Origin of the sequence: Aquimarina aggregata, from assembly GCF_001632745.1 — a bacterium.
Lineage (GTDB): Bacteria > Bacteroidota > Bacteroidia > Flavobacteriales > Flavobacteriaceae > Aquimarina > Aquimarina aggregata.
Genome location: NZ_LQRT01000046.1, coordinates 162,426 through 185,698, shown reverse-complemented (window position 1 = coordinate 185,698; position 23,273 = coordinate 162,426). Strand labels below are relative to the sequence as shown.

14 protein-coding genes are annotated in these 23,273 nt (G+C 32.8%); 8 read left to right on the top strand and 6 right to left on the bottom strand.

From position 1 onward, the window contains the following. Positions 1-66 precede the first annotated feature (66 nt). The 4 genes from AWE51_RS26235 to AWE51_RS21725 all read left to right on the top strand — a co-directional run bounded on the left by AWE51_RS26235 (position 67) and on the right by AWE51_RS21725 (position 8,669). On the top strand, positions 67-4,329 hold the full coding sequence (locus tag AWE51_RS26235; RefSeq protein WP_198403855.1) for a glycoside hydrolase family 19 protein: 4,263 nt from the start codon (positions 67-69) through the stop codon (positions 4,327-4,329). Between the two features lie 5 nt (positions 4,330-4,334). Beyond that, a complete protein-coding gene (locus AWE51_RS21735) occupies positions 4,335-6,761 on the top strand; it encodes an Ig-like domain-containing protein (RefSeq protein ID WP_066318184.1) in 2,427 nt (808 codons plus the stop codon). Positions 6,762-6,791: 30 nt separating this feature from the next. Further along, entirely contained in the window at positions 6,792-7,823 is a 1,032-nt protein-coding gene (locus tag AWE51_RS21730) for a M12 family metallopeptidase (protein WP_066318183.1), read from the top strand. 216 nt (positions 7,824-8,039) lie between these two features. Then, on the top strand, positions 8,040-8,669 hold the full coding sequence (locus tag AWE51_RS21725) for a LysE family translocator (RefSeq protein ID WP_066318181.1): 630 nt from the start codon (positions 8,040-8,042) through the stop codon (positions 8,667-8,669). Between the two features lie 18 nt (positions 8,670-8,687). Here AWE51_RS21725 and AWE51_RS21720 read toward each other — a convergent pair whose 3' ends face one another. After that, positions 8,688-9,617: an alpha/beta hydrolase gene (locus AWE51_RS21720; protein ID WP_066318178.1), complete on the bottom strand. Its 930-nt coding sequence runs from the start codon at positions 9,615-9,617 to the stop codon at positions 8,688-8,690. Between the two features lie 35 nt (positions 9,618-9,652). After that, positions 9,653-10,990 carry a M28 family peptidase gene (locus tag AWE51_RS21715; protein ID WP_066318177.1) on the bottom strand — a complete coding sequence of 446 codons (1,338 nt, stop codon included), beginning with the start codon at positions 10,988-10,990 and terminating at the stop codon, positions 9,653-9,655. A gap of 267 nt (positions 10,991-11,257) precedes the next feature. Here AWE51_RS21715 and AWE51_RS21710 point away from each other — a divergent pair, with 267 nt between their 5' ends. From AWE51_RS21710 to AWE51_RS21695, 4 genes are read left to right on the top strand one after another with little or no spacing between them, the layout of a single operon-like run. Further along, positions 11,258-12,010, top strand: coding sequence for a hypothetical protein (locus AWE51_RS21710; RefSeq protein ID WP_157766191.1), 753 nt, complete (start codon positions 11,258-11,260; stop codon positions 12,008-12,010). 4 nt (positions 12,011-12,014) lie between these two features. After that, on the top strand, positions 12,015-14,783 hold the full coding sequence (locus AWE51_RS21705) for a TonB-dependent receptor (protein ID WP_066318170.1): 2,769 nt from the start codon (positions 12,015-12,017) through the stop codon (positions 14,781-14,783). Between the two features lie 3 nt (positions 14,784-14,786). Next, positions 14,787-16,010 carry a DUF4249 domain-containing protein gene (locus AWE51_RS21700; protein WP_157766190.1) on the top strand — a complete coding sequence of 408 codons (1,224 nt, stop codon included), beginning with the start codon at positions 14,787-14,789 and terminating at the stop codon, positions 16,008-16,010. 51 nt (positions 16,011-16,061) lie between these two features. Beyond that, positions 16,062-17,846: a hypothetical protein gene (locus tag AWE51_RS21695; protein WP_157766189.1), complete on the top strand. Its 1,785-nt coding sequence runs from the start codon at positions 16,062-16,064 to the stop codon at positions 17,844-17,846. Between the two features lie 2 nt (positions 17,847-17,848). On the opposite strand, the gene AWE51_RS21690 is transcribed toward AWE51_RS21695, so the two are convergent. The 4 genes from AWE51_RS21690 to AWE51_RS21675 all read right to left on the bottom strand — a co-directional run bounded on the left by AWE51_RS21690 (position 17,849) and on the right by AWE51_RS21675 (position 23,271). Next, the gene (locus tag AWE51_RS21690; RefSeq protein ID WP_066318163.1) at positions 17,849-19,576 is read right to left on the bottom strand and encodes an amidohydrolase family protein; all 1,728 of its coding nucleotides are present in this window, start codon (positions 19,574-19,576) and stop codon (positions 17,849-17,851) included. 16 nt (positions 19,577-19,592) lie between these two features. Beyond that, positions 19,593-20,777, bottom strand: coding sequence for a nuclear transport factor 2 family protein (locus AWE51_RS26915; RefSeq protein ID WP_198403854.1), 1,185 nt, complete (start codon positions 20,775-20,777; stop codon positions 19,593-19,595). 198 nt (positions 20,778-20,975) lie between these two features. After that, positions 20,976-22,355 carry a DUF4302 domain-containing protein gene (locus tag AWE51_RS21680; protein WP_066318161.1) on the bottom strand — a complete coding sequence of 460 codons (1,380 nt, stop codon included), beginning with the start codon at positions 22,353-22,355 and terminating at the stop codon, positions 20,976-20,978. A 13-nt stretch (positions 22,356-22,368) separates the two neighbouring features. After that, positions 22,369-23,271: a substrate import-associated zinc metallohydrolase lipoprotein gene (locus tag AWE51_RS21675; RefSeq protein WP_066318158.1), complete on the bottom strand. Its 903-nt coding sequence runs from the start codon at positions 23,269-23,271 to the stop codon at positions 22,369-22,371. Between the last annotated feature and the right edge of the window lie 2 nt (positions 23,272-23,273).

The window sequence follows — 23,273 nt, the reverse complement described above, 5'->3', positions numbered from 1 at the left end:
TATAAAATTGCTTGTATTCCAGATGGGTTACAAGCTTACCTATTTCTTAAAACTTAATTTATGGATATGAGAAGTATAATATCAAAGTATTTTACTTTGTTTCAATGTATAATTTGGATACATATTAGCGCTATAGGAATAGCTCAAAATACTCCCGTTACGCAAAACGGACAACTCAAAGTTTGTGGTACCCAATTATGTAATCAATATAATAAACCGATCCAGCTTAGAGGAATGAGTACCCATGGTATACAATGGTATGGTTGGGGAAATTGTCTAACTGAAAGTTCATTAGATGCATTGGCCTATGATTGGGACGCTGATATTCTAAGAATATCTTTATATGTTCAAGAAGGTGGGTATGAAACTGATCCTGTTGGTTTTACGAATCAAGTTAGTCGTTTGATAAATGAAGCAACAGAACGAGGGATGTACGCCTTGGTTGATTGGCATCAATTAAATCCCGGTGATCCAAATAGTAACTTAGAAAATGCTAAACGGTTTTTTAAAGATATTGCTAATCAACACAAAAATAAGAACAATATTATTTATGATGTTTGTAATGAACCTAATGGTTCAGGTGTAACATGGAATCGAATTAAAACATATGCTGACCAGATTATCCCTGTTATTAGAGAAATAGATGATGACGCTGTTGTACTTGTGGGGACCCATGGTTGGGCAACTTTTGGAGTATCTGGTGAAGGAAATTTACAGGATGTAATTGATAATCCATTACAGTTTCAAAATGTTATGTATACATTCCATTTTTATGCTAATAGCCATAGAGAAGCATATTTAAACAGGTTAGATGAAGCCTCTAATAGATTACCTGTATTTGTTACTGAATTTGGTAGTCAGGAATTTACAGGTGATGGCCCTAATGATTTTCCGATGACACAGCAGTTTATTGATTTGATGCAAAGGAAAAAAATCAGTTGGACGAGTTGGAATTATTCTGATGATACGAGGTCTGGAGCAGCTTGGAAAACAGGAACATGCTCGGGAGGTCCTTGGACTATAAATCAATTAAAACCTGCAGGAAGCTGGATAAGAAATAAAATTAAATTTCCTGCAGATGATTTCCCTGGTGGAGATCCAACAGGTGATACGCAAACCGCTTTTGGCGGGACACCATGGCCTATTCCTGGTAAAATAGAAGTAGAAAATTATGATATTGGAGGGCAAAATATAGCTTTTAATGATCTTTCTATTAACAATGAAGGTGGCGAGTATCGCAATGATGCCGTAGATATTGAAGTTTGTACAGAAGGAGGATACAATGTTGGTTGGACAAAAACAGGGGAGTGGCTTGAGTATACAGTGAATATAGTTGAAACAAAAACATACCTTTTAGAATCAAGAGTTGCGGCAATTTCATCGGGTAAAAAGTTTCATATAGAGGTAGATGGCCAAAATATAAGTAACCAGATCTCAGTTCCTAATACAGGAGATTGGCAAAACTGGGAGACAGTTACCACTACTTTATCCCTTAATAAGGGGATTAGGATTTTGCGTATTGTAATGGATAGCGATGATTTTAACATCAATCATTTGGTATTTAAAAATTCTGGAACATCATCAAATCAGCCCCCATCCATAAGTATTGTATCTCCACAACAAGGAGAATCATATGCAGTTGGTCAAGAAATTCCTATTTCAGTTAATGCTAATGATAGTGATGGAACAATTGATAAGGTATTATTTTTTATAGATGGAAATCAAATTTCTGAGGATAACTCATATCCATATCAAGTAAATTGGACTGCAACATCAGGTAATCATTCTGTTGTGGTCGTAGCAAAGGACAATGCTAACTCTTCGACAACTTCCTCTACAATTAACATTACCGTAGGCGCAATTTCAGGAAACTGTAACCTTGAACAATATCGTAACGGTGAAACATACCAAACAGGAGATGAAGTACAAAATTTAGGAGGAAAATTTAGATGTTTAGTTGGTGGGTGGTGTAGTTTAGGAGGCCCTTATACCCCCGGTGGACCTGATGATTGGGCATGGCCAAGTGCTTGGAAAAAAATAGGTGATTGCAATACAATCGCTCCTTTAAGAGAAAAAAGTAATAAAGTAACCACAAACTGTGACGTAGTAGTGTACCAAAATGGAAATAGTTATGCAACAGGAGATGAGGTACAAAATTTAGGTAAAAAATATAAATGTAAAGTCGGTGGCTGGTGCTCTTTAGGAGGAGTATATACACCAGGAGGTCCGGACACCTGGGCATGGCCAAGTGCATGGGAGGATTTAGGAACATGCTCTGATGGTGAAGGAAACCAATTGCCAACAATAGCAATTATTTCTCCAACTAATGGAAATACTTTTGAATCTGGAGAAACAGTACGTATTAAAGTTGATGCTACGGATTTAGACGGTAGTATAGTAAATATTACTTTTTTGATGGATGAGGTTGAGATAGGTCAGATTTCTAGTACTCCATTTGAATTTAGTTTTTCTCCTGTCGATGGGGATCACATGTTAAAAGCTATTGCTACAGACAATGAAGGAGGAAGTACACAATCCAAAGAAATTTTAATTTCTGTAAAATCCCAAACAGGAAGTGATGGTTGTAGTACGGCACAGTATATAGACGGAAAAACATATCAAACAGGTGATGAGGTGCAAAACCTTGGAAATAAGTATCGCTGTAAAGTTGGTGGATGGTGTTCTTTAGGAGGAGCTTATACTCCTGGAGGATCTAGTGATTGGGCTTGGCCAAATGCATGGGAAGAATTAGGACCTTGTCAAGAAGGAAATTTACCACCTCAAGTGGCTGTATTAACATCAAACATTATATATACAGATGCGTTACCTGTTACTGTTCCACTTCGAGCTCGTATTATTGATACAGACGGTATTCAAACACCGGTTTACGTAAATATTCTGGGAGAGGAAATACCTTTATCTCAAAAAGGAGAAGATATATATGAAACAGATTGGTCTTTTTCAGAATACAAAACATATGTTTATACAGCACAAGCTACGGATAATAAAGGTAATGCTACCAATTTTTCGTTTGAGATCACAATAAAAAAGAGTTCATCAGGAGATAATACAGTACTTTCAAAAGTACAGTATGATGAGTTTTTTCCATATAGATATGGTACAGATCTCAATACATATGAATTAGACCCAGCAAAAGATTTCTATACCTACGATGCATTTAACGAGGCCATAGCAAGAATGGCTACTATCGAGGTAACTTTTGAAAGAAGAAAGGGTACAAATTTGTATCGACTTACGCGTAAAGATAAAACAACAAATCAATCTTCAATAATCCGTACAGATCCAGATTTTGATGCAAGTTGGAATCAATCAAAGCCAATTATAACACAAGTAATAGATTATGGAGTTTTTGCAAAAGAAGGCAACGATACTGTTAGAAAACGTGAGTTAGCTGCTTTTCTTGCCAATATCGCTCAAGAAACAACCGGAGGATGGGATACAGCACCAGGCGGTCGATATTCTTGGGGACTGTACTTTAGAGAAGAACAGGGATATGAGGGAACCAATAATATAGGGTATCGTGATGAGAATAATCTAATATATCCCCCTGCACCGGGTAAATCATATCATGGTCGTGGTCCAATTCAGTTAAGTTATAACTACAATTATGGCCAAGTAAGTGAATTCTTATTTGGGGATAAAAATGTACTCCTTGCCAATCCAGAACAAATTGTACAAGACGGAGCATTAGCATTTCAAACCGCTATTTGGTTTTGGATGACACCGCAATACCCAAAACCATCTGCACATGATGTGATGGTTGGTAATTGGTCACCTTCTAATTATGATTTAGAGCGTAATCGAACACCAGGTTTTGGTATGACCATAAATATTATTAATGGTGGAGTAGAATGTGGTAAAGGAACAGAAATTAACAAAGTACTGCATAGGATAGGACATTATAATCGTTTCTCTGATATTTTAGGAGTTAATAATGATCTTGATACTACAGATGATTGTTCTGAATGTGGCTGCGCTCAAATGACACCATTTACAGGATTAGAACCAGAATCAGATGAAGTTTCAGGAAAAGTATCAAATTATGATGGACTTAAAACGATCATAGATCTGTTTCCTAATCCGTTTAATAACGAGATACATTTTAGCTTTAAAATAGGTCAAGATGCTAAAATTAGAATCAGCATTATTGACATTAACGGAAATCAAGTTACAGAACTATTAGAAAGCCCTTTTAGCAAAGGATCAAATACCATAACAAAGGATGTAACCAAGTTGCCATCGGGCATGTATTTCTGTAAAATACAAATAGGAAAACAACAACAAACATTTAAAATGATTAAAAAATAAATCAAATGAAAAGAAAACATAAACCGTATTCTAGATGGTTGCCATTTAAATACAGCTTAGTATTGCTTGTTTTTATACTATTGGGAAATAGTTACAATTCATTAGCAAGTAACCTAATAAAGGTAATCGATGTTAAACCTTATGTTGTTTGTGATGCTCCCACATGGAGTGCCAGTGCGACATATGTTGGGGGAAACCAAGTTGTTTTTAATGGTATAGTATATGAAGCCAAATGGTGGAACAAAAACAAAAATCCAGAAACTTATTCTGGTAGAGATGATGAATGGAAAAGATTAGGTCCATGTGATGGAGGTGGAGATAGTAACATACCTCCAGTGGTATCGATAATAACACCTATCTCTGGAGAAACTTTTATTACAGGAGATTCTATAAGTATTACTGCGAGTACCTCTGATCAAGATGGTGAGATTCGTAAAGTTGAATTTTACGTAAATGGAAATAATATAGGTGAAGATCTTACTGCGCCATATACAGTAAACTGGATAGCTGTTCAAGGAAATCATAGCATAACGGCAAAGGCTATTGATAATGATAATGCAAACAATACTTCAGGAATAATAACAATTACCGTTCAATCAGATACAGGAGGAGGTACAGATTGTAATACTCCGCAATACAGTGAAGGTGATGATTATACAGAAGGAAGTACAGTACAAAAGGCAGGAAGTATTTATGAATGTAAGCCTTGGCCATTTTCGGGTTGGTGCAATGGTATAGCCTCAGCATATGCTCCTGGAACAGGTACCAATTGGGAAGATGCATGGGTTTTATTGGGAGAGTGTGATCCTGATGGAGGAAATGGAGAGCCTTTGGTATCGATAGTATCTCCTAATGATGGACAATCGTTTGTAGAAGGAAGTAATGCGATTATTAATGTGAATGCCACAGATAGAGATGGTACTATTACTAAAGTAGAATTTTTCAGTAATGGCAGTAAAATAGGAGAAGATACTACTGAACCATATAGTTACACATGGAATACGTTGCAAGTAGGAAATTATGCCCTTACAGCAAAAGCTACAGATAATCAAGATTTGTCAACTACTTCATCAGCAGTGAATATTCGAGTAACCACTTCTGGAGGTGGAGGAGGTCCACTTCCTCAAAAAATACTAAATGGATATTGGCATAATTTTCAAAACGGTTCAGGGTTAATACGTCTTCGAGATGTTTCGTCTAACTGGGATGTGATTAATGTTTCTTTTGCAGAGCCAAGAGTATCTTCTACAGATGGAGAACTTAGTTTTGAACTCGCACCAGAATTTAGTACTATAAACTATACCGAAAATGATTTTAAGTCAGATATTCAATACCTTAAAGGAATAGGTAAAAAAGTAATTATTTCTATCGGAGGAGCCGAAGGACAAGTTCGATTGAATACTGTTTCGGCAAGGGATAAATTTGTGAATTCTATGATTGCTATTATAGAAGAATATGATTTTGATGGTATGGATATTGATTTTGAAGGGCAATCACTTTCTCTTGATCTTGGTGATGACGATTTTAAAAATCCTACTACTCCGGTATTAGTGAATACAATAAATGCAGTAAAAAGTGTTTGTAATCATTTTGGTAATGATTTTATGTTAACAATGGCTCCAGAAACATTCTTTGTTCAACTAGGGTATTCATTTTATGGTGGTATTTCTCAAGGAGCTGACCGAAGAGCCGGAGCTTACTTACCATTAATTCATGCATTACGAGATAAATTGACATTTTTACAAGTGCAATACTATAATTCTGGATCAATTACGGGCTTAGATGATCGTTTTTATAGTATGGGAAATTCTGATTTTTATGTAGCTCTTGTAGATATGCTTCTTAAAGGTTTTCCTATAACGAGAGATTCAAGTAAATTTTTTCCTGCGTTACGACCTGATCAAATTTTAATAGGTGTACCAGCTACGGTAAATGCAGGAGGTGGATTTACGGGTGCTAACGGAGTAATAGATGCTTTCGATTATTTGGTTAAAGGAAATTCTTTTGGTGGACAATATCAATTATCTCAAACCTATCCCGGTCTTAGAGGAGTAATGAGTTGGTCGATTAATTGGGATGAATTTGGTGGATTTGCTTTTTCAAACCCAGTAAGAATATATTTGGATGGGCTTTCAGGAAAAGAAGGAGACATGCAAGCATTGGATATAAATTCTAATGGAGTAAAGGCGGTATTATTTCCAAATCCCGTAGACAATTACCTGAATATTCAATTTACTTCAAAAAAAGAAATAGGGTACACTTTAAAAATCTATAATAGTTTAGGAACTGAGGTAATAGACCGTATCAAAGTAAATAATGCTCATGACTTTAATGTGCATAGATATGATTTAAGCATCTTAGAATCGGGGCTATATTTTTATGAAATGAAAGTCAATGGGAAAGTATTTACAGGAAGAATAATTAAAAAATAAATAAATTTTACTAACACAAACTCAACTAAAATGACAAGAATTAAAATTACAGGAATCTATGCTATTGGACTTTTAATAGCTTCTTGTACGACAGAACAATTTGATGAACCAACAGCGGTTACAGATAATCAAAATAAATATGTAGATGCAGAAAAAGCATATCCAAATAAAAAAGGTGAAGTTTTGGATAAATATTATGCAGGAATGAAAATTCCTATTGAAAAAATAAACGGAGAGTTTATTTATGAAGGAGATATTGTTTTCGAAAAAGATATGTTATCTGATGTTTCAGAGAAAGTAGTCTTTGAAGAAGGAGAAATTGCTCCGCAAAATAAAAGTGTTGGTAGAACAGGAGGAAGATGGCCAAACAATACTGTATACTACACTATTGAAAATGGTTTAACCAAACAATATAGAATAACAGATGCAATCGCTCATTGGGAAGCTAATACTGCATTACGTTTTGTTCGTAGAACAAATCAAACAAATTATATACGATTTAGAAGTGGTTCGGGGTGTTCATCAAGCGTTGGTATGGTTGGCGGTCGACAAAACATAACACTCGCAAGTGGATGCTCGACTGGAAGTACTATTCATGAAATAGGTCATGCTGTAGGATTATGGCATGAGCAAAGTAGAGCAGATAGAAATCGTTTTATTACTATTAATTTTAATAATATAGAATCCGGAAAATCACATAATTTTCAAACTTATGCACAACGTGGTAGAGATGGAGAAGAATTGACTAGTAATTTAGATTTAGGTTCAATTATGATGTATGGATCTTATGCTTTTTCTAAAAATGGAAGACCCACTATTACAAGAAAAGACGGAAGTGCGTATACTACACAACGAAATGGTTTGTCTACAGGAGATAAATCCGGTATTAATCAAATGTATCCAGGAAATGGTGGAGGAGAAATTTATGAAAATGGAAACTATTATACTATTTATGGGGTACAGGTATACAGATATAGTGATGTTTGGTGGTATTGGAATGCTAGCCAAAACCGCTGGAGACAAGTAGAATTAAGAGGAACTACTTGGTATTATGTTGATTAAATAAATAGAATAGCCCTCTATTTATTAGATTTGTTTTGGAGAGTAGAACCCTAAATCAACTAGTTGATTTAGGGTTTTTTATGGGTAATAAATTATATTTCGAAAATTTTAGAGGATTAACGATAATCTAATACGTATCATTGTTTAAACGAAAGAAGTTTTGGTAACTTTAGTCTAATTATCTAAATAAGAGTTAATTCTTTAAAATCATTGGATATGAATACAACATTATGGATTTCTTTTATAGGAACAGTTTTGATAATAGGTGTAACTCCAGGACCTAGTGTTTTATTAGCATCTGCAAATAGCATGAATCACGGAGCAAAAAAGACTGTAGGAACAATTTTAGGAGATTTATCGGCTAATGCAATACAGATATTATTGTCATCATTAGGCCTAGCATCTATAGTAATTACTTCTGGGGAAATTTTTGGAATCATTAAATGGATAGGTGTTGCCTATTTAATATATATGGGAGTGACTAAAATTCTAAGTAATCCCAAAACAGGAGATTTCAGAAGTAATAATACAAAAAAAAGCTTTTTAAAATTGTATAGTGAGGGTTTTTTTATGTCAGCTTCAAATCCAAAGGCTATTGTTTTTTTTGCTGCACTTTTCCCATTGTTTATAGATCAACATTTAGCATTTTTACCACAAGTATTACTTCTAGGTGTTACATATTTAATGATAGATGGTATCTGCTTATTAATGTATGTTAAATTTGCTTCAAAATTAAAATCATATCTCGAAGACAGAGATAAAGTACATGCTCAGAACAAAATTATAGGCATATTACTTATTTTTAGTGGTTTGATGCTTTCTTTGGTGAAGAGAACAAATAGTTAAATGGTAACCTACAAATCACTACTTTAATAAAAACTCTAGAGGAATATGAGCCCTGTTATTCCAACTTTTCTCATTATGCCCTGCGCCATCAAATTTTAAGGTTACCCAATTTAAATCTTTGGTGTATCCTTTAGTGATCATAATCGAATCCACTTGTTTTTGATAAGGTTCATATTGTGCATCTAGTTGCTCGGTACCAAAATCAAAGTATATTTTATGGGTATTTGGATCCGGTAATGTTTTGGGCAATGTTTGGATATATGCATCTCCTAATACAGGAACAGGCCAATGCGTAGATACGCAACCAGCAGCACCAAATATTTTAGGATACTTACAAATGGCATACAATGAAATTAATCCACCCATAGATGATCCCATAATAGAAGTGTCTTCGGTTTTTAAAGATACATTATATGTTTTATCTATAAATGGTTTAAGTTCCTCTACCAGAAATTTTAAATAGTCATCAGAATACAAAGCGTCGAATCCAGTATTTTCTTTTAATGAAGTTTTTGCTTCTGGAGTTTCACTTATCGCGGCAGGTGCTTTTGGCATGTATTCAGAAAAACGTTTTTTTACTGTATTCCAAGGAGCAACAACAATTGTATTTTTAATTACTCCTAGTTTTACAAGACTGTCAATAGCTTCATCTACACCCCAATCAATACCAGTATAGGATGTTTTAGGATTAAAAACATTCTGCCCATCATGCATATACAAAACTTTGTATTTTTTTGATGAATTTTTATCATAACCTTCAGGTAAAAAGACTTCGACATTACGAGGAATTACGTATTTGGATTCGAAGTCTTTATACATGATGATCTCACTTTCTTTTATGATTGATTTTTCAGCAATTTCTTTTGAATTACCGTTACCTCCTGACTTTTGTTTGCATGAGGTGAGTACAATTAGAAATGCTAATACAATTATTTTAAGAAAGTTCATAACGTAGTATTAATTTGGTTATATAATGGTAAAGTTTATCTAAAGATTTTTGAAGGAAAAACCACAGGGCTTTCAAATCCGTTTTTTCCAACAGTAGCAATTCCAAAGAAAAAATTATCTACTACAATACCATCAAGAACAAAATTATCTATATCTCCTACAAATCTGCTATGATCCCAGGTAGGAGATGTAGTATCTCTCCAGTAGATTTTGTATCCTTTTACATTTGTCCCAGTAGCTTTTTTCCATTTAAATTTTGCAGCGGCTTCTACAATCCCTCCAATTTCTAATTCTTGAGGAGCAGGAGGAGCTGATGCGATACTCGCTAGATTTATAGCATTTACAGCTGTTAATTTGGCGGTATATTCAAAATTTACATGTTCGACAACATCTCCATATTTAATTCCATTTTCCTCTCTGATATCTTGATGTTGTTGCGTATAATTTTCATGAGCTTCCATAATTCTAATCCCTGCAAAACCTTCATCATTAAATGGTCTATGATGCCCTCCACGTCCAAAACGATCAAGCCTATAAATCATTTTAGGGTTCATCTCTGGCATATATGTTTTAACGGTTTTGTGAATATATCTTGCTAACTGACGCGAAATACCATCAACTTCACCACCGTAAAAACGTCTTGCTCTTCTTTGTTGTTCTGTTTCAGTAGGAGGAACAGGTTCAGAAAATATTCTAAAAGTTCTATTATCAATTATACCATCAACACCTTTTATATTTCCAATCATATCGTTATTCATAACTCCCATAATCTCCCAACCTTTATCTGTTGCGTATTTGGCTAAACCTTGTCCTCCAAAAAGACCTTGTTCTTCTCCAGACAATCCAACATAAATAATACTACTTTCAAAGGAATATTTAGAAAGTACACGAGCAGCTTCTATGGTACCAGCCATACCACTTGCATTGTCATTAGCTCCTGGTGAATCTGAAGTATAGTCTGTAGGATCGGTTACTCTAGAGTCTATATCGCCACTCATGATAATAAAACGATTAGGGTATTTTGTACCTCTTTGAATAGCGACAACATTGACTACCCAAACATCTTTTACAATACGCTGATTGGCCCCTTTTTTAACGAGATCTTTTTGATAAAAGACTTCAAGACAATTTTTACAGTCTTTTGAAATATTTTCGAATTCTGATTTAATCCAACGACGAGCGGCTCCAATACCCCTTGTTTGCGAAACGGTATCACTTAATGTATGACGAGTACCAAAACCAGCTAAAGTTTTTACATCATTTTCCAGACGTTCTGCAGAGATGGAATGGATAATATCATAAATTTTTTGATCGGTTTGCGCTAATAAGAGATTTGATAATAAAAGTAACGTAGCGGTAAGAAATATTTTCATTTTAATAATTTTTATCGCCAATTTAAATAAAAGTGTTAAAGAAAAAGAAGTGTTAACAAATTTATAAGAAGGTTTGTGACTTAAAATTTGAAGATTTTTGAAAATCAAGCAGTAAACTTATCAACACGAAAACGTTATAGCAAATTTTGAGCTACTTATATTAAATAATAGATAATACTTTTATTATCGAATTTTTCTGCTAAATTTACTTAATAAATGTTAAAATTACGCTTATTAAAGCAGTGATTGATGTTAAAAGGGGCTACTATGTATGGTATAAATAATATAAAAAGTTTTAGTGTTTTTTTTATGCTACCTTTTATCTTTTTTGCTCAATTAAAAGAAGAAAGCGCGTATTATAATTGGTTTGATACTGTTATTGGTCAAGAACATACAGGATTATATAATGGTCGGCAATATATAGATTCATACATAAATAAAATATATGAAAACAAACATCCATTTTTTCATTTAGATAAAGTGTACAAGGGATCAGTAACTTACAGCGGACAGACCTATTATGATGTAGGGATGAAATACAATCTAAATTCTGATCACCTTCTAATAACATTGAAACCGGGAGCTATGGTTTCGGTTTTACAGTTGGTTCATCATAATATACAAGAATTTACAATTGATGGTTCTAGATTCATTAGAATAGATAAAGACATTTATAAAGATATACCTCAGAGTAAATTTTTTGAAGTTTTGTTAGAAAACCCATCATTTTCACTTATTAAAAGTCATCGAAAGAAGAAAAAAGAAAGAATTGAAAATGTAGGTGGAAATAAACTGTACTATGAATTTGTAAGTGTAAATAAGTACATATTGTTGTCAAAAGGCAAATCCGAAGTTATTTCATCTAAGTATGATTTGTTCAATATATATCCTATTGTAAAAAAAGAAATCAAACAATTTTATGTAAAGAATAAGAGGTTAAGAAAATCCCAACCCGATAGATTCATGCAAAGGTTATTTGAAAAAATTATTCAACCAATAGAATCAAAAAACCAGTTGTAAACCTATGAAAAAATATTTGGGGCTACTTTTTTTAATTTGTGTACAACATGTATGGGCACAACAAAAAGATGTATTACTTACACTTTCAGTAGAGAATTCAGATTTAAGCACGATTTTAAGTCATATAGAGGAGCAAACGGATTACCGTTTCTATTTTATTGATTCCTGGATTCAAGAATATGACTCTATTTCGGTTGATTTTAAAGATATACCCATTACTACTGTTTTAGAAGAACTTTTAAAAGAGACAGTAATAAATTTTCATTTTATTGAAGAAAATAGGGTTATACTAACAAGAAATAATAGTATTTATGATGCGGTACCTGATGGTTTTTTTGGACGATCCAAGGATAGCATTTTAGAAGTCAATTCACAAAATAAAAATAACAAATCTTCGGTATTTGTAGATGCTAAACAGTTTACCAAAAATACTACTGTAGAAACCATTAAGATAGGAAAGGCAAGTAACAATGCTACCAGTCAAAAATTTGTTTTGTCAGGATATATTAAAAATGTACAAACAGGTAAACCTATATCAAACGGAAATATTATAGTAAATGGAAATGATACAGGGGTAATTACTGACGTTGCTGGTTTTTATCAAGTTGAATTACCTATTGGGGTTAACCTTTTCGAAGTTGATGCCATTGCGATGGAAAAGTTTAAAAAGAAAATTATTCTTTATAATGATGGTCAATATAATGTATCACTAAATGAAAAGATCGAAAATTTAGATGAAGTAATCTTGCGAACATCTGCTAGAAATGCTGTTGAAGAAGTGATTACTAAAACTAAAATTGATGTTGAAGAATCAAAAAATATTCCATTAGCGCTAGGAGAACGTGATGTGCTTAAAGTGGCTACCACCTTACCAGGGATTACGACAACAGGAGAAGCCTCATCGGGATATAATGTTAGAGGAGGGAAATCGGATCAAAATTTAATTTTATTAGATGATGCGGTGGTATATAATCCACAACATTTTTTTGGTATTTTTTCTGCACTCAATCCTTTTGCATTGGGAGATGTTAGTATTTATAAAAACAATATACCTGCAGAATATGGAGGTAGATTATCTTCTGTCTTTGATTTAACCACCAAGGATGCAAGCGTGGATAAATTTAAGGGAGAAGGCTCGATAGGCCCCATAACAGGTAATATTTTGTTAGAAGCGCCTATTGTTAAAGGAAAATCGGCAATAATGATAGGAGGTAGGGGTGCATATGCCAATTGGGTATTAAATTCTCTGGATGAAGAATCTCTTAAAAATAGTGAGGCTTCTTTTTATGATGTTATAGCTAAATATAATCATCAAATTACAGAAAATACAAAACTCGAGGCTATGGCGTATCTAAGTAGAGATGATTTTAGTATTACATCAGATTCTTTATATATTTATAATAATAGAGCATTCTCACTTCGAATAGATCACAGGTTTAATGATAAGAATACGGCAAAATTAGCGGTATCAAATAGTCAATATAAATTTAATATTGATTTTGATGGTGATACCAATAGAGATTTTGAGTTAGGCTATAGTATCGATGAAACAGCATTACGACTTAAGTTTAAGTATTTATACAATGACGGTTTAAAATTTAATTACGGAGTCTCAAGTAAGCTATACACGTTAAACCCTGGTAATATTACCCCGACTGGCGATGAATCCATTGTTACTCCACTAACCCTCGATAAAGAACGAGGCTTAGAATCTGCAGCATTTTTATCTGCAGAGATTGATGTAACTTCAAATTTAACCTTCGATACAGGAATTCGCTATTCTGTATACAATGCCTTAGGCGAAGCAACACAAAATGTGTTTCAAGATGGAGTACCAAGAAATGAAGAAACTATACGAGAAACCTTATCTTTTGATAAAAACGAAGTAATCGAAACTTATGGGGGTCCTGAGTTTAGAATGTCTGGGAGATATTTAATAGGAGATAATCTTTCTATTAAAGCTTCTTATAATAATACATATCAATTTATTCATACATTATCTAATAATACAACAGTTTCCCCTATCGATACCTGGAAACTTTCTGATCTAAATATAAAACCACAACGTTCACAACAGTACGCTTTAGGAATATATAACAACTTAAAAAATGGAATGTATGAGTTGAGTTTAGAAGGGTTTTATAAACGATCTAAGAATACACTTGATTTCAAAACAGGGGCCGAAATTTTACTTAATGAAGATATAGAAATAGAGGTGTTACAAGGAAAGGGAAAAGCGTATGGTGTTGAATTTTTGCTTAAAAAGCAAAAGGGAAAACTTTATGGATGGTTAGGATATACGTATTCCCGCTCTTTTGTACAATTGGATAGCCCTTTTAGAGAAGAGCGCGTCAATAACGGAGATTTTTTTCCTTCAAATTTTGATAAACCACATGATCTAAGTGTAGTCATGAATTATAAATTTACGAAACGTTTTAGCCTAGCAACTAATTTTGTTTATCAAACAGGGAGGCCTGTTACTTTTCCGGTAGGGACGTTTACATTTAATGGATCTGATTTTGCAGTATTTAGCGATCGTAATAAATTTAGAATACCGGATTACTATAGATTAGATATTGGATTTAATATTGAAGGAACTCATAAACTCAAGAAATTGGCACATAGTTTCTGGACCATATCAATATACAATGTACTTGGTAGAAATAATCCGCTATCAGTGTTTTTTGTTACCGAAAACGGAAAGGTTAAAGGATTAAAGAGCTCAGTTTTTTCTGTTCCAGTGCCTTCAATTACCTATAACTTTAAATTTTAGATGATGAGATGTATTAAAAAAATAGAAAGATATAGGAAGTTAACCAAAGTATTAGCTTTAGTTTTCATAGGCATGATTTCATCTCGTTGTGTAGAAACATTTGAGGTAGAAAGTCAGGATTTTGAGAGTATACTAGTAATTAATACTACAATTACTAATGAAATGAAATTTCAGCAAATATTATTATCAAGAACCTTTAAGTTCGAAGAAGATAAAGCGCAGGCTGAACAAGGCGCTACTATAAAAATAATAGAAGATTCTACAGTAGAATACATCTTTGAAGAACCATCTCCGGGAGTATATCGTTCTGCTCAAGAATTTAAAGCATTACCCAATAAGGGATATCGATTATCTATTGAAACCTTAGAAGGTAAATCATACACAACAGAGGAACTGTTTTTACCTCAGGAGACGGCAATTGATGATGTTCGACCTGTAAAAATGTTTAATAGTGATGGAGTAGGAGGTGTAGGTATTTTAATCGATGCTTTTGATCCAAGCGGTAACTCGAAATATTATAGATATGAATTTGAAGAAACTTATAGGATTTCTGCACCTTTTTGGGTTGGACAAGATTTGGTATCTACTGTTGAAGCAGGAGAAACTATATTTAGCAGGGTAGATAGACCTAGTAGTGAACGTCAGTGTTATAACGGTGGTAAATCAAATACTATAATTACTACAAATACAACTGCTTTAAGTGAAGATAGATTAGATGGTTTTTTAGTGCATTTTATAAAATCAGATGATATACGTGTAGCAGACAGATATAGTATATTTATTAGACAGTATGTGCAATCCAGAGATGCCAATGGGTTTTATGAGACACTTGATAGTTTTTCAGATTCAGAAAGTATATTTTCTCAAATTCAACCTGGTTTTATAAGTAGTAATATAGTTTCCAATGAAAACCCAGACGAAAAAGTCTTAGGCTTTTTTGATGTTTCGTCAGTTTCTGAAAAACGTATATTTTTTAATCGCGATGAGGTAATTGGAGATTTACCAAGATTTACACTTAATTGTGCTTTTGTAGCTCCAGAACAAGAAGATTTTGAAACGGCAGAGGCATTTAGAAGAAGGATAGCAACTGATTTTATACGATCAGGTGGCTTTAAATTTTTTAAAGAAGATCCACCTATGTCAGGAGATTTTGTTTTTGTGCCAAGATCATGTGGGGATTGTAGTGTTTTTGGTAGAGGAGTGGCACCAGATTTTTGGATAGAGTAAGTATTAGATCTCTATAAAAATTTACTAATGTTTAATATTAAAAATATTCTTGTGAAGATAAAATCACTTTTATATATCATCTTTATTTTAGTTTCAAGTTTGCATGCGCAACGTAAAACAGCACTAAAGACGGACAAAGAGATCGAAGGCTATAAACTGATTCCTCAAGAGAAAGTATTTATACATTATAACAGTTCCTTGATTTTTGCGGGAGAATACCTTTATTACAGCTTATACTGTTTTAATACCCAAAATAATCAACTAAGTACTATAAGTACAGTAGCTTATGTAAGTTTGATTAATGAAAATAACGAATCTGTTTTTCAGCATAAAATCAAATTAGTAAAAGGTAGAGGACAAGGGGATTTTTTTGTACCTGTAGCTATTCCATCTGGTAATTATAAACTAGTGGGATATACGCAATGGATGTTAAATGAAAATTCTGGGTATTTTAATGAAGATATAAGCATTCTTAATCCTTATCAAGGTAATCAAAGTAAGGTATTGGTAGAAAACGATTCTCTATTAGTTCCTTCAAAACAATCATTAGTAAATACTAATTTTTCGAGCACTAAAAAGATAAATGAATTAAAATTAGGGGTAACTCTAGATCGTACTACTTATACTAGAAGAGCTCCTGTAAAACTTACGCTAGAGTGTAATGCGTTTCAGAATAATAAAGCTAATGTTTCCATTTCAATTAGAAGAAAAGATACTTTTATAAAATCAATACCGCAAAATACAATTGGTTTTTCTAAAGCGAGTATAGACGGTTCTTTAGAAAAAAAGAATATCTCGCCAGGTACCTTAGTTTTCTTACCAGAAATGCGAGGAGAGCTCATGTACGGAAGAATCTTGACTTCAGATTCATCTTTACCAATTGCATTGCAAAATGTTGGTGTATCTATTGCCGGAGAAGTAAGTGACTTAAAAATAGTGACAACAGATGAAAAAGGAAGATTTGTATTTAATTTACATGACCGAAATAATAAAAATGAAGTACGTATTCAAGTATTAGGAGAAAACAAAGGAAAATATGTTATCAAACTTGATGAATTTCCGGAAATAAAGAATTTTACCAATGATTTTTATCAATTTAAAATCACTACTTCGTATAAAAATCAAATAGAAAAACGTAGTGTGCATAATCAAATAGAAAACAGTTTCTATGGGGTAAAACCTGATACAATACAAGAAGCATTTAATATGAATTCTTTTTATGGCGAAAACATCATTACGTATAATTTGGACGATTATACAAGGTTTAACACAGTAAAAGAAACCATAATTGAAGTTGTAGAAGGTGTTTGGATTAAGAAAGATGCAAATGGTAATCGAGTGTTTGGAGTCCGAGGGAATTATCCTGAAATAGGTGCAAAACAAATGCCTCCATTGTTAATAGTCGATGGTATATTTATTCAAGAACAAGATAAAGTTATAGAGTATGATGCGCGTAATGTAAAGAGTATTAGTTTTATTAGAGATAAATATTATGTAGGAGCGAAAGTTTTTGATGGGGTAGTTATTATAAAAAATATAGATGAAACTTTTTTAAAAACCTCTAAAGAAAAAGTAAACCTAGCACCAATACAGTTAGCCGATTTAAAAACCGAAAAAAAATACTTTAATCAGCGTTATGATAGTCAAGAAGAGTATTCTCGTATCCCGGATTACAGAAATCAATTGCTGTGGCGACCAAATGTAGTACTAAATAATCCTAAATATGATATAAATTTTTTTACATCAGATGTTGCCGGGCAATATGAAATTTCTATCGAGGGATTTACAAATGATAATCAACCTATTTCTATTAAAGAGTATTTTGCAGTCGAATAAACTTATCTTACAAAAGTAACTTTCGAGATTACTCCATTTTTAATTTCATAGATGGCCATAACATCAGAATACTTATTACCAAACCTAACATGTTCTTGATCTATTACTTTGTTTCCTAATACCATCCGATTTTTTATTTCACAATATAGATTAGGTGTATTTTGGAACATTTTGGCAAATCGTTCTTTCACTTGTTCTTTTCCATCCATGATTATCTGTTCTGGAAAATTATAGATTTTGATATCATCAGAATAGGTGTTTATGAATGCATCAAGATCTCTGGCATTATAAGCATTAACTTGTCTTTGAATAAGCTGCTCTGGTGTTTCTTTAATTAATTCATCAATTTCCAGAACCTCTCCATTCTTTATGACCATATCAACCGAATTAATATTTTTAATATTTTCTAAGGGATTGTTTTTAAGGATAACCAAATCTGCTATCTTTCCTTTTTGTATAGTCCCTAGTTTTTCTGATAGTCCAAATCCTCTTGCTGCATTTATTGTAGATGCTTTAAGAATATCAAGGTTACTAATGCCCGATCTTTGCATAGCTTCTATTTCTTGAATATAAGACGAAGCATGTACGGTACCAATATTTCCTGCATCCGTACCAGTAGCGATATTAACTCCAGAACTAGTAATTGTTTTTAGATTTTTGAGCATTATACTTTCACTTGCATTAATACGATTAATATATGCATCTTGATTTTCTCTTAAAGTCGCAATTCTTTCAGGGATTTCTTTATTTGAAAACTGTTTTAAATCTGTAAAAGACCGATAAACCATAGGGTTGGCATAAGTCAAATCTTGATAATGATTATCTAGTTTAGTTAAAAAACCTTTACCATAATTTTTTGAAACAATTAATGTGGGGATATAGGTAACTTCATTTTTTTTCAGAAGGTTTATAAATTCTGGATCAATTAAAGTATCCGAAACACTATGAACCAGTATATCTGCTCCTGCTTTTATTGCAAGTTTGGCGGTTTTGAGTTGTGTTGCATGAATAGCTAGCTTAAGATTATTTTTGTGTGTTAATTCGGCTACATGTTCAACAATTGGGTAGTAGTTTTCGGCGGGATTATTTTTACTTGCGATATACCATATTTTTATAAAATCCGGTTTTGAGACCAGCATTTTGTTGAAAAGAGCAGTTGCCTCAGAAATTGATTTTATATTTTCAATTGGGGTATCTTTTAATTTAGAAAAAGCTTTAGGTTGGTATGAAGAAAACAAAGGCCCAGTAACATATACATTTGGAGATAAATTATGTTTAGCAATGCTATCTCGTATCTTAAAATTATAAAAGGGCCCTCCAAGATCCATGATTGTTGTTATACCCAATCTAAGATATCTTCTGAAATTATCGGTTAAGATGTCTTTTGCAAATTGAATTTCTTTTTTATAAGGAACAATACTCGTTAAATCAATTGCATCTGGTCTGGTATAAATATTTCCTGTTTGAAAAAAATGTATATGAGAATCTATCATTCCAGGAATGATAAATTTATTTATACCGTTAATCACCTTAGTGTTTTCTAATGGAGTTATTTTTTTTGTAGAAATTATAGAAATTTTTTGGTTTTCAATAGCTATGTATTGATTCTTTTTTATTTTTCCTGATTCGACATCAATAATATTAATGTTTTCGATTATAATAGATTGAGCTCTATTGGGTGTAGTAATTACAAAAGTTAATAGTACTATAAGTACAAGTTGTATCTTCATAATAAATAAAATGTCGTTATTGAATAAAAGTAACTTTTACGATTTTACCATTTTTAACTTCATATATGGCAGCAGCAGCATAATTTTTTCCGTTGATGGTTAAAAACTCTTCATCGATTACTTTATTACCTATAACAATTCGGTTCTTAATTTCGCAATGAAGATCAGGAGTAGAATCAAAAAAACTAGCATATGATTTTTTCATAGCTTCCTTTCCTTCATAATTTAATTCATTGGGATAGGAAAATACTTTTATAGTATTGGAGTACGTAGCTAGAAAAGCATCGATATCTCTGGCATTATAGGCGTCTAACTGTTTTTGAACGATATGTTCTGGTGAAATATCAGATACAATCGCTATACGATCTCCTTTTTGGTTAGTACTAATCCGAGTGATGGTATTAATTTCTTTATCTAAAAAAGTATGTAAAATACTCCAGTTTTTATCTGTTTTAGAATTATATTTAAAAATAGTATTTCCTTTTGCCATTAAGATAGTGCCATCTGGTAGCCAACATATATCTTCAGACTGTGCTATTGTATTTATTATTGTAGAAGTCTTGCCAGTAATAGGATCTATAGATTTAATTTTCCATTGCTTATTTTCCTTACTAATATAACTTAACAATTTAGTGTCAGGTATCTTATGAAGGGCTCTTCCTATATTCTTTTGAAGTGTTTTATTAGTAGTATTTTTTAGGTCTGAGATTACTAAAGACAATCCATTGTCTTCTAAAACAGCAGCTGCAAGTGTATGTTCGTTGTACCAACAGTGATAGCCAACTTTTAAATCTTTTAAAAGAATTTTAGGTATTCCTGTTTTATAATCATAACGGTAAAGTAATTGAGTTCCGTTTGTGTCTAGGCGTATAGAAGAAATTGCATTCTGATTGGGTATTTTGATAGGAGAATATTCACTCCCCTCTTTGGTATTTGTAATCCAATTTATCTCAGAAGTTTTATCATTATAGGTTTTTATGTCGGTTTGTTTATTTCTGGTTGATGAAAATAATAGGATATCGTTATTTAAAAAAGATGGTTGATTATCATATCCCTCATTGTTAGAAATATTTCTTTGATTTTTTAATTCAAAATTGTTTCCCTTTTTTGAAATATCGAGTATAAACACTTCTGTACTGCTTTGCGAAAATACATTTGGAGTAATAAAGACTAGAAGAATTATGAAAATAGACTTACCCATTATTTTTATTTTCTAAAATACATTGAAAAAACGAAGTTATTCTTAAGTAAATGTTAATAAGATATTGGGTGGTCTCTGTTGAATACTGAGGTTTTCGAAAATGAAAAAACCCAGAACATTAAGTTCTGGGTTTTAGAAAGTTGAGTTAGTAAGGCTATTGCTGGGGAATCAATAGTTTATTATAAATACAATTAAGATTTAAAACCATACAGCATATACACTTAATGAAGGGTCTTGTGCACTTAAAAGTGATGCTGCTTCATTTGAGAACGCACTTGTATCTGATCTGAAAGGTCCTCTATCTGTATAAATTAAACCGTCAGGGTTACCAAAAAAGTTGATCATATTTAAAGATGATGCCTCAAAGAACCCGCTATTACCAGGGTTTCCTTCAGTTGGATTTGGACCTTGATAAGTAAGTACTAATTTTTTGTCTACAATAGACCCTTCAAAATCATAAATTCCTGTAAAGAAACCACCATCAGAAGGCCTTGTGAAACCAATAGTAAGCGTTGTGTTTATTCCTGTAGCACTTGGGTCTGTAGTGAAAATAAATTGTTCAAAAACCAAACCAAAAGCAGCAAGATCGGTATTGATTTGAGCAACTATGGCATCAAACCCTGCAGAAGTTAATGGGTTAGCTCCTAAAGAAGGACGATATAAAAATCTACTACCAGAAGGACTAGTTCCTATACCAAATATATCATTATTGATATATAAAGGTAAACTTGCATGTGCTATAACTGCCGTGTTTCCATCTACTACAGAAGTGAAATTATTATTTGTAACATCATATGTAAATTCTTGAAAAGCTGTTCCAGCTAATGTAACTGGTTCTACAAAATTTAAACCACCTTCTGTTACTTCTATAGGGATTTCAGTAACTACTTCACTGCTGTCGTCTCCTTCAGAAATTACAGTTGCTACTCTTTCAAGATCATCGTATGCTAGTGATCCTGAAAATACAATTTCGGCAGCTGTATTAGCTACAGTGATTCCTCTAAAAGGAAGTGTTGTCATATGGCCATCCTCAATACGTGTGTCTAGACCTTGAAGATTTTCTACAGCTTCTTTATCGGCAGCAGTAGCTTTGACTAAGGTTAAAGTTGATTTATTATCGCCTGCATCAGTTTTACTTTTGAAAGTAACCATATCACTGGTAACTTCTTCAAATAGAAATTCAAACTCTGCACCTAGTCTAAACCCTTCTAGCTCAAATAATCTATGAAAAGTAGAAAAGTTTTCAAAAACTAATTCGGGGAATTGACTCTTACCTATTCTGTAGGTAGTTGGTAAATCATCAGTTCCATTATTAAAATCTGAAACTATTTCAACTGTATTATCAGCATTGAACTTTAAGTAAAAATTATATACACCGCTATCATCTTGAGGTCGATAGTCTGCTTTCCACCCAAATTCAGAGCTAACAAGTGTGTTTGTATAACTTTGTAATCGCTCATTTACACGACTATCAATGTCTCCATCAAATAAGGGGGCTACTTCATTATCACTACTACAAGCTATAAAACCTAGAGTAATAAAAAGTACTATATATAGTTTAATATTTTTTAACATCATATTCTAAATTTTATTAATTAACACTGTTCAAGAATTCATCTCTTAATGTTAAAAGATCAATCCCAACATCTTCTTTCATATATTTTACAACAACATCGTATTTTTCTTGAATACGAGCTCTACCGATATTTCTATCTAAACAATCTTGTCCAAGACCTGTACAATCCTCTGGAGTGATATATGTTGCTGCAAATTCGTCTGGATCAGTAGTAATTATATAGGCGATTAATTCTGCGAAATCTTCACCTACTGCAGAAGTACCGTAAGGGGTAACCATTCCTCTTTCAATTGCACTATTTAAATTTTCTTGTGTCCAAGTTCCTGGAGAGGTATAATCATCACCAGAAATTTTAAAGAACGCATCTACATCAAAATTGAAGTTTTGATCCACTATATGGGCAAATTCATGATGTAATGTTCTAAATGTTTGAAGAATCCATGCGTCATTACCAGGAAAATAGTCATTAGCTTGAGTAAGTGTTACTCTTACTCCAGAATCTGCAATCCCTAAAGTAATTGTTCCATCACCATTAAATAGTGGAGATCCTAAAATCACAATTTCTCCGGGAAAGAAATCTCTTAAGAAATCTTCTCCACGATCAGATGCTTTGTTGTATGGTTGTATCCATGCTTGCTTAATAAGTTCAGCAATCGGCTTAACCACTTCAAGACGTGGTGGGGTAGCCGATCTTCTAGGGTCAATATATCGATCAACGAACTTATAGAGAATTAAGCTTCCATAAGGATCTCTAAACTCTCGTTTAAGAAATTGATCTAGTTCTGCAGTAGATTCTGCATCTCCATTTTCGAATATAGCAGTAGGTTGTATTGTTTCTTCTCTTTCACAAGCAGCAACAACTACTAAACAAAATGCGAGCAATACTATATTTTTAATTATTGTTTTTGGCGTTTTCATAG

Coding starts and splice junctions, on each gene's coding strand:
- AWE51_RS21680 (WP_066318161.1), bottom strand. CDS start 22,355: ATGATGTTAAAAAATATTAAACTATATATAGTACTTTTTATTACTCTA.
- AWE51_RS21720 (WP_066318178.1), bottom strand. CDS start 9,617: ATGAACTTTCTTAAAATAATTGTATTAGCATTTCTAATTGTACTCACC.
- AWE51_RS21730 (WP_066318183.1), top strand. CDS start 6,792: ATGACAAGAATTAAAATTACAGGAATCTATGCTATTGGACTTTTAATA.
- AWE51_RS21725 (WP_066318181.1), top strand. CDS start 8,040: ATGAATACAACATTATGGATTTCTTTTATAGGAACAGTTTTGATAATA.
- AWE51_RS26235 (WP_198403855.1), top strand. CDS start 67: ATGAGAAGTATAATATCAAAGTATTTTACTTTGTTTCAATGTATAATT.
- AWE51_RS26915 (WP_198403854.1), bottom strand. CDS start 20,777: ATGGGTAAGTCTATTTTCATAATTCTTCTAGTCTTTATTACTCCAAAT.
- AWE51_RS21675 (WP_066318158.1), bottom strand. CDS start 23,271: ATGAAAACGCCAAAAACAATAATTAAAAATATAGTATTGCTCGCATTT.
- AWE51_RS21710 (WP_157766191.1), top strand. CDS start 11,258: ATGTATGGTATAAATAATATAAAAAGTTTTAGTGTTTTTTTTATGCTA.
- AWE51_RS21715 (WP_066318177.1), bottom strand. CDS start 10,990: ATGAAAATATTTCTTACCGCTACGTTACTTTTATTATCAAATCTCTTA.
- AWE51_RS21735 (WP_066318184.1), top strand. CDS start 4,335: ATGAAAAGAAAACATAAACCGTATTCTAGATGGTTGCCATTTAAATAC.
- AWE51_RS21705 (WP_066318170.1), top strand. CDS start 12,015: ATGAAAAAATATTTGGGGCTACTTTTTTTAATTTGTGTACAACATGTA.
- AWE51_RS21700 (WP_157766190.1), top strand. CDS start 14,787: ATGAGATGTATTAAAAAAATAGAAAGATATAGGAAGTTAACCAAAGTA.
- AWE51_RS21690 (WP_066318163.1), bottom strand. CDS start 19,576: ATGAAGATACAACTTGTACTTATAGTACTATTAACTTTTGTAATTACT.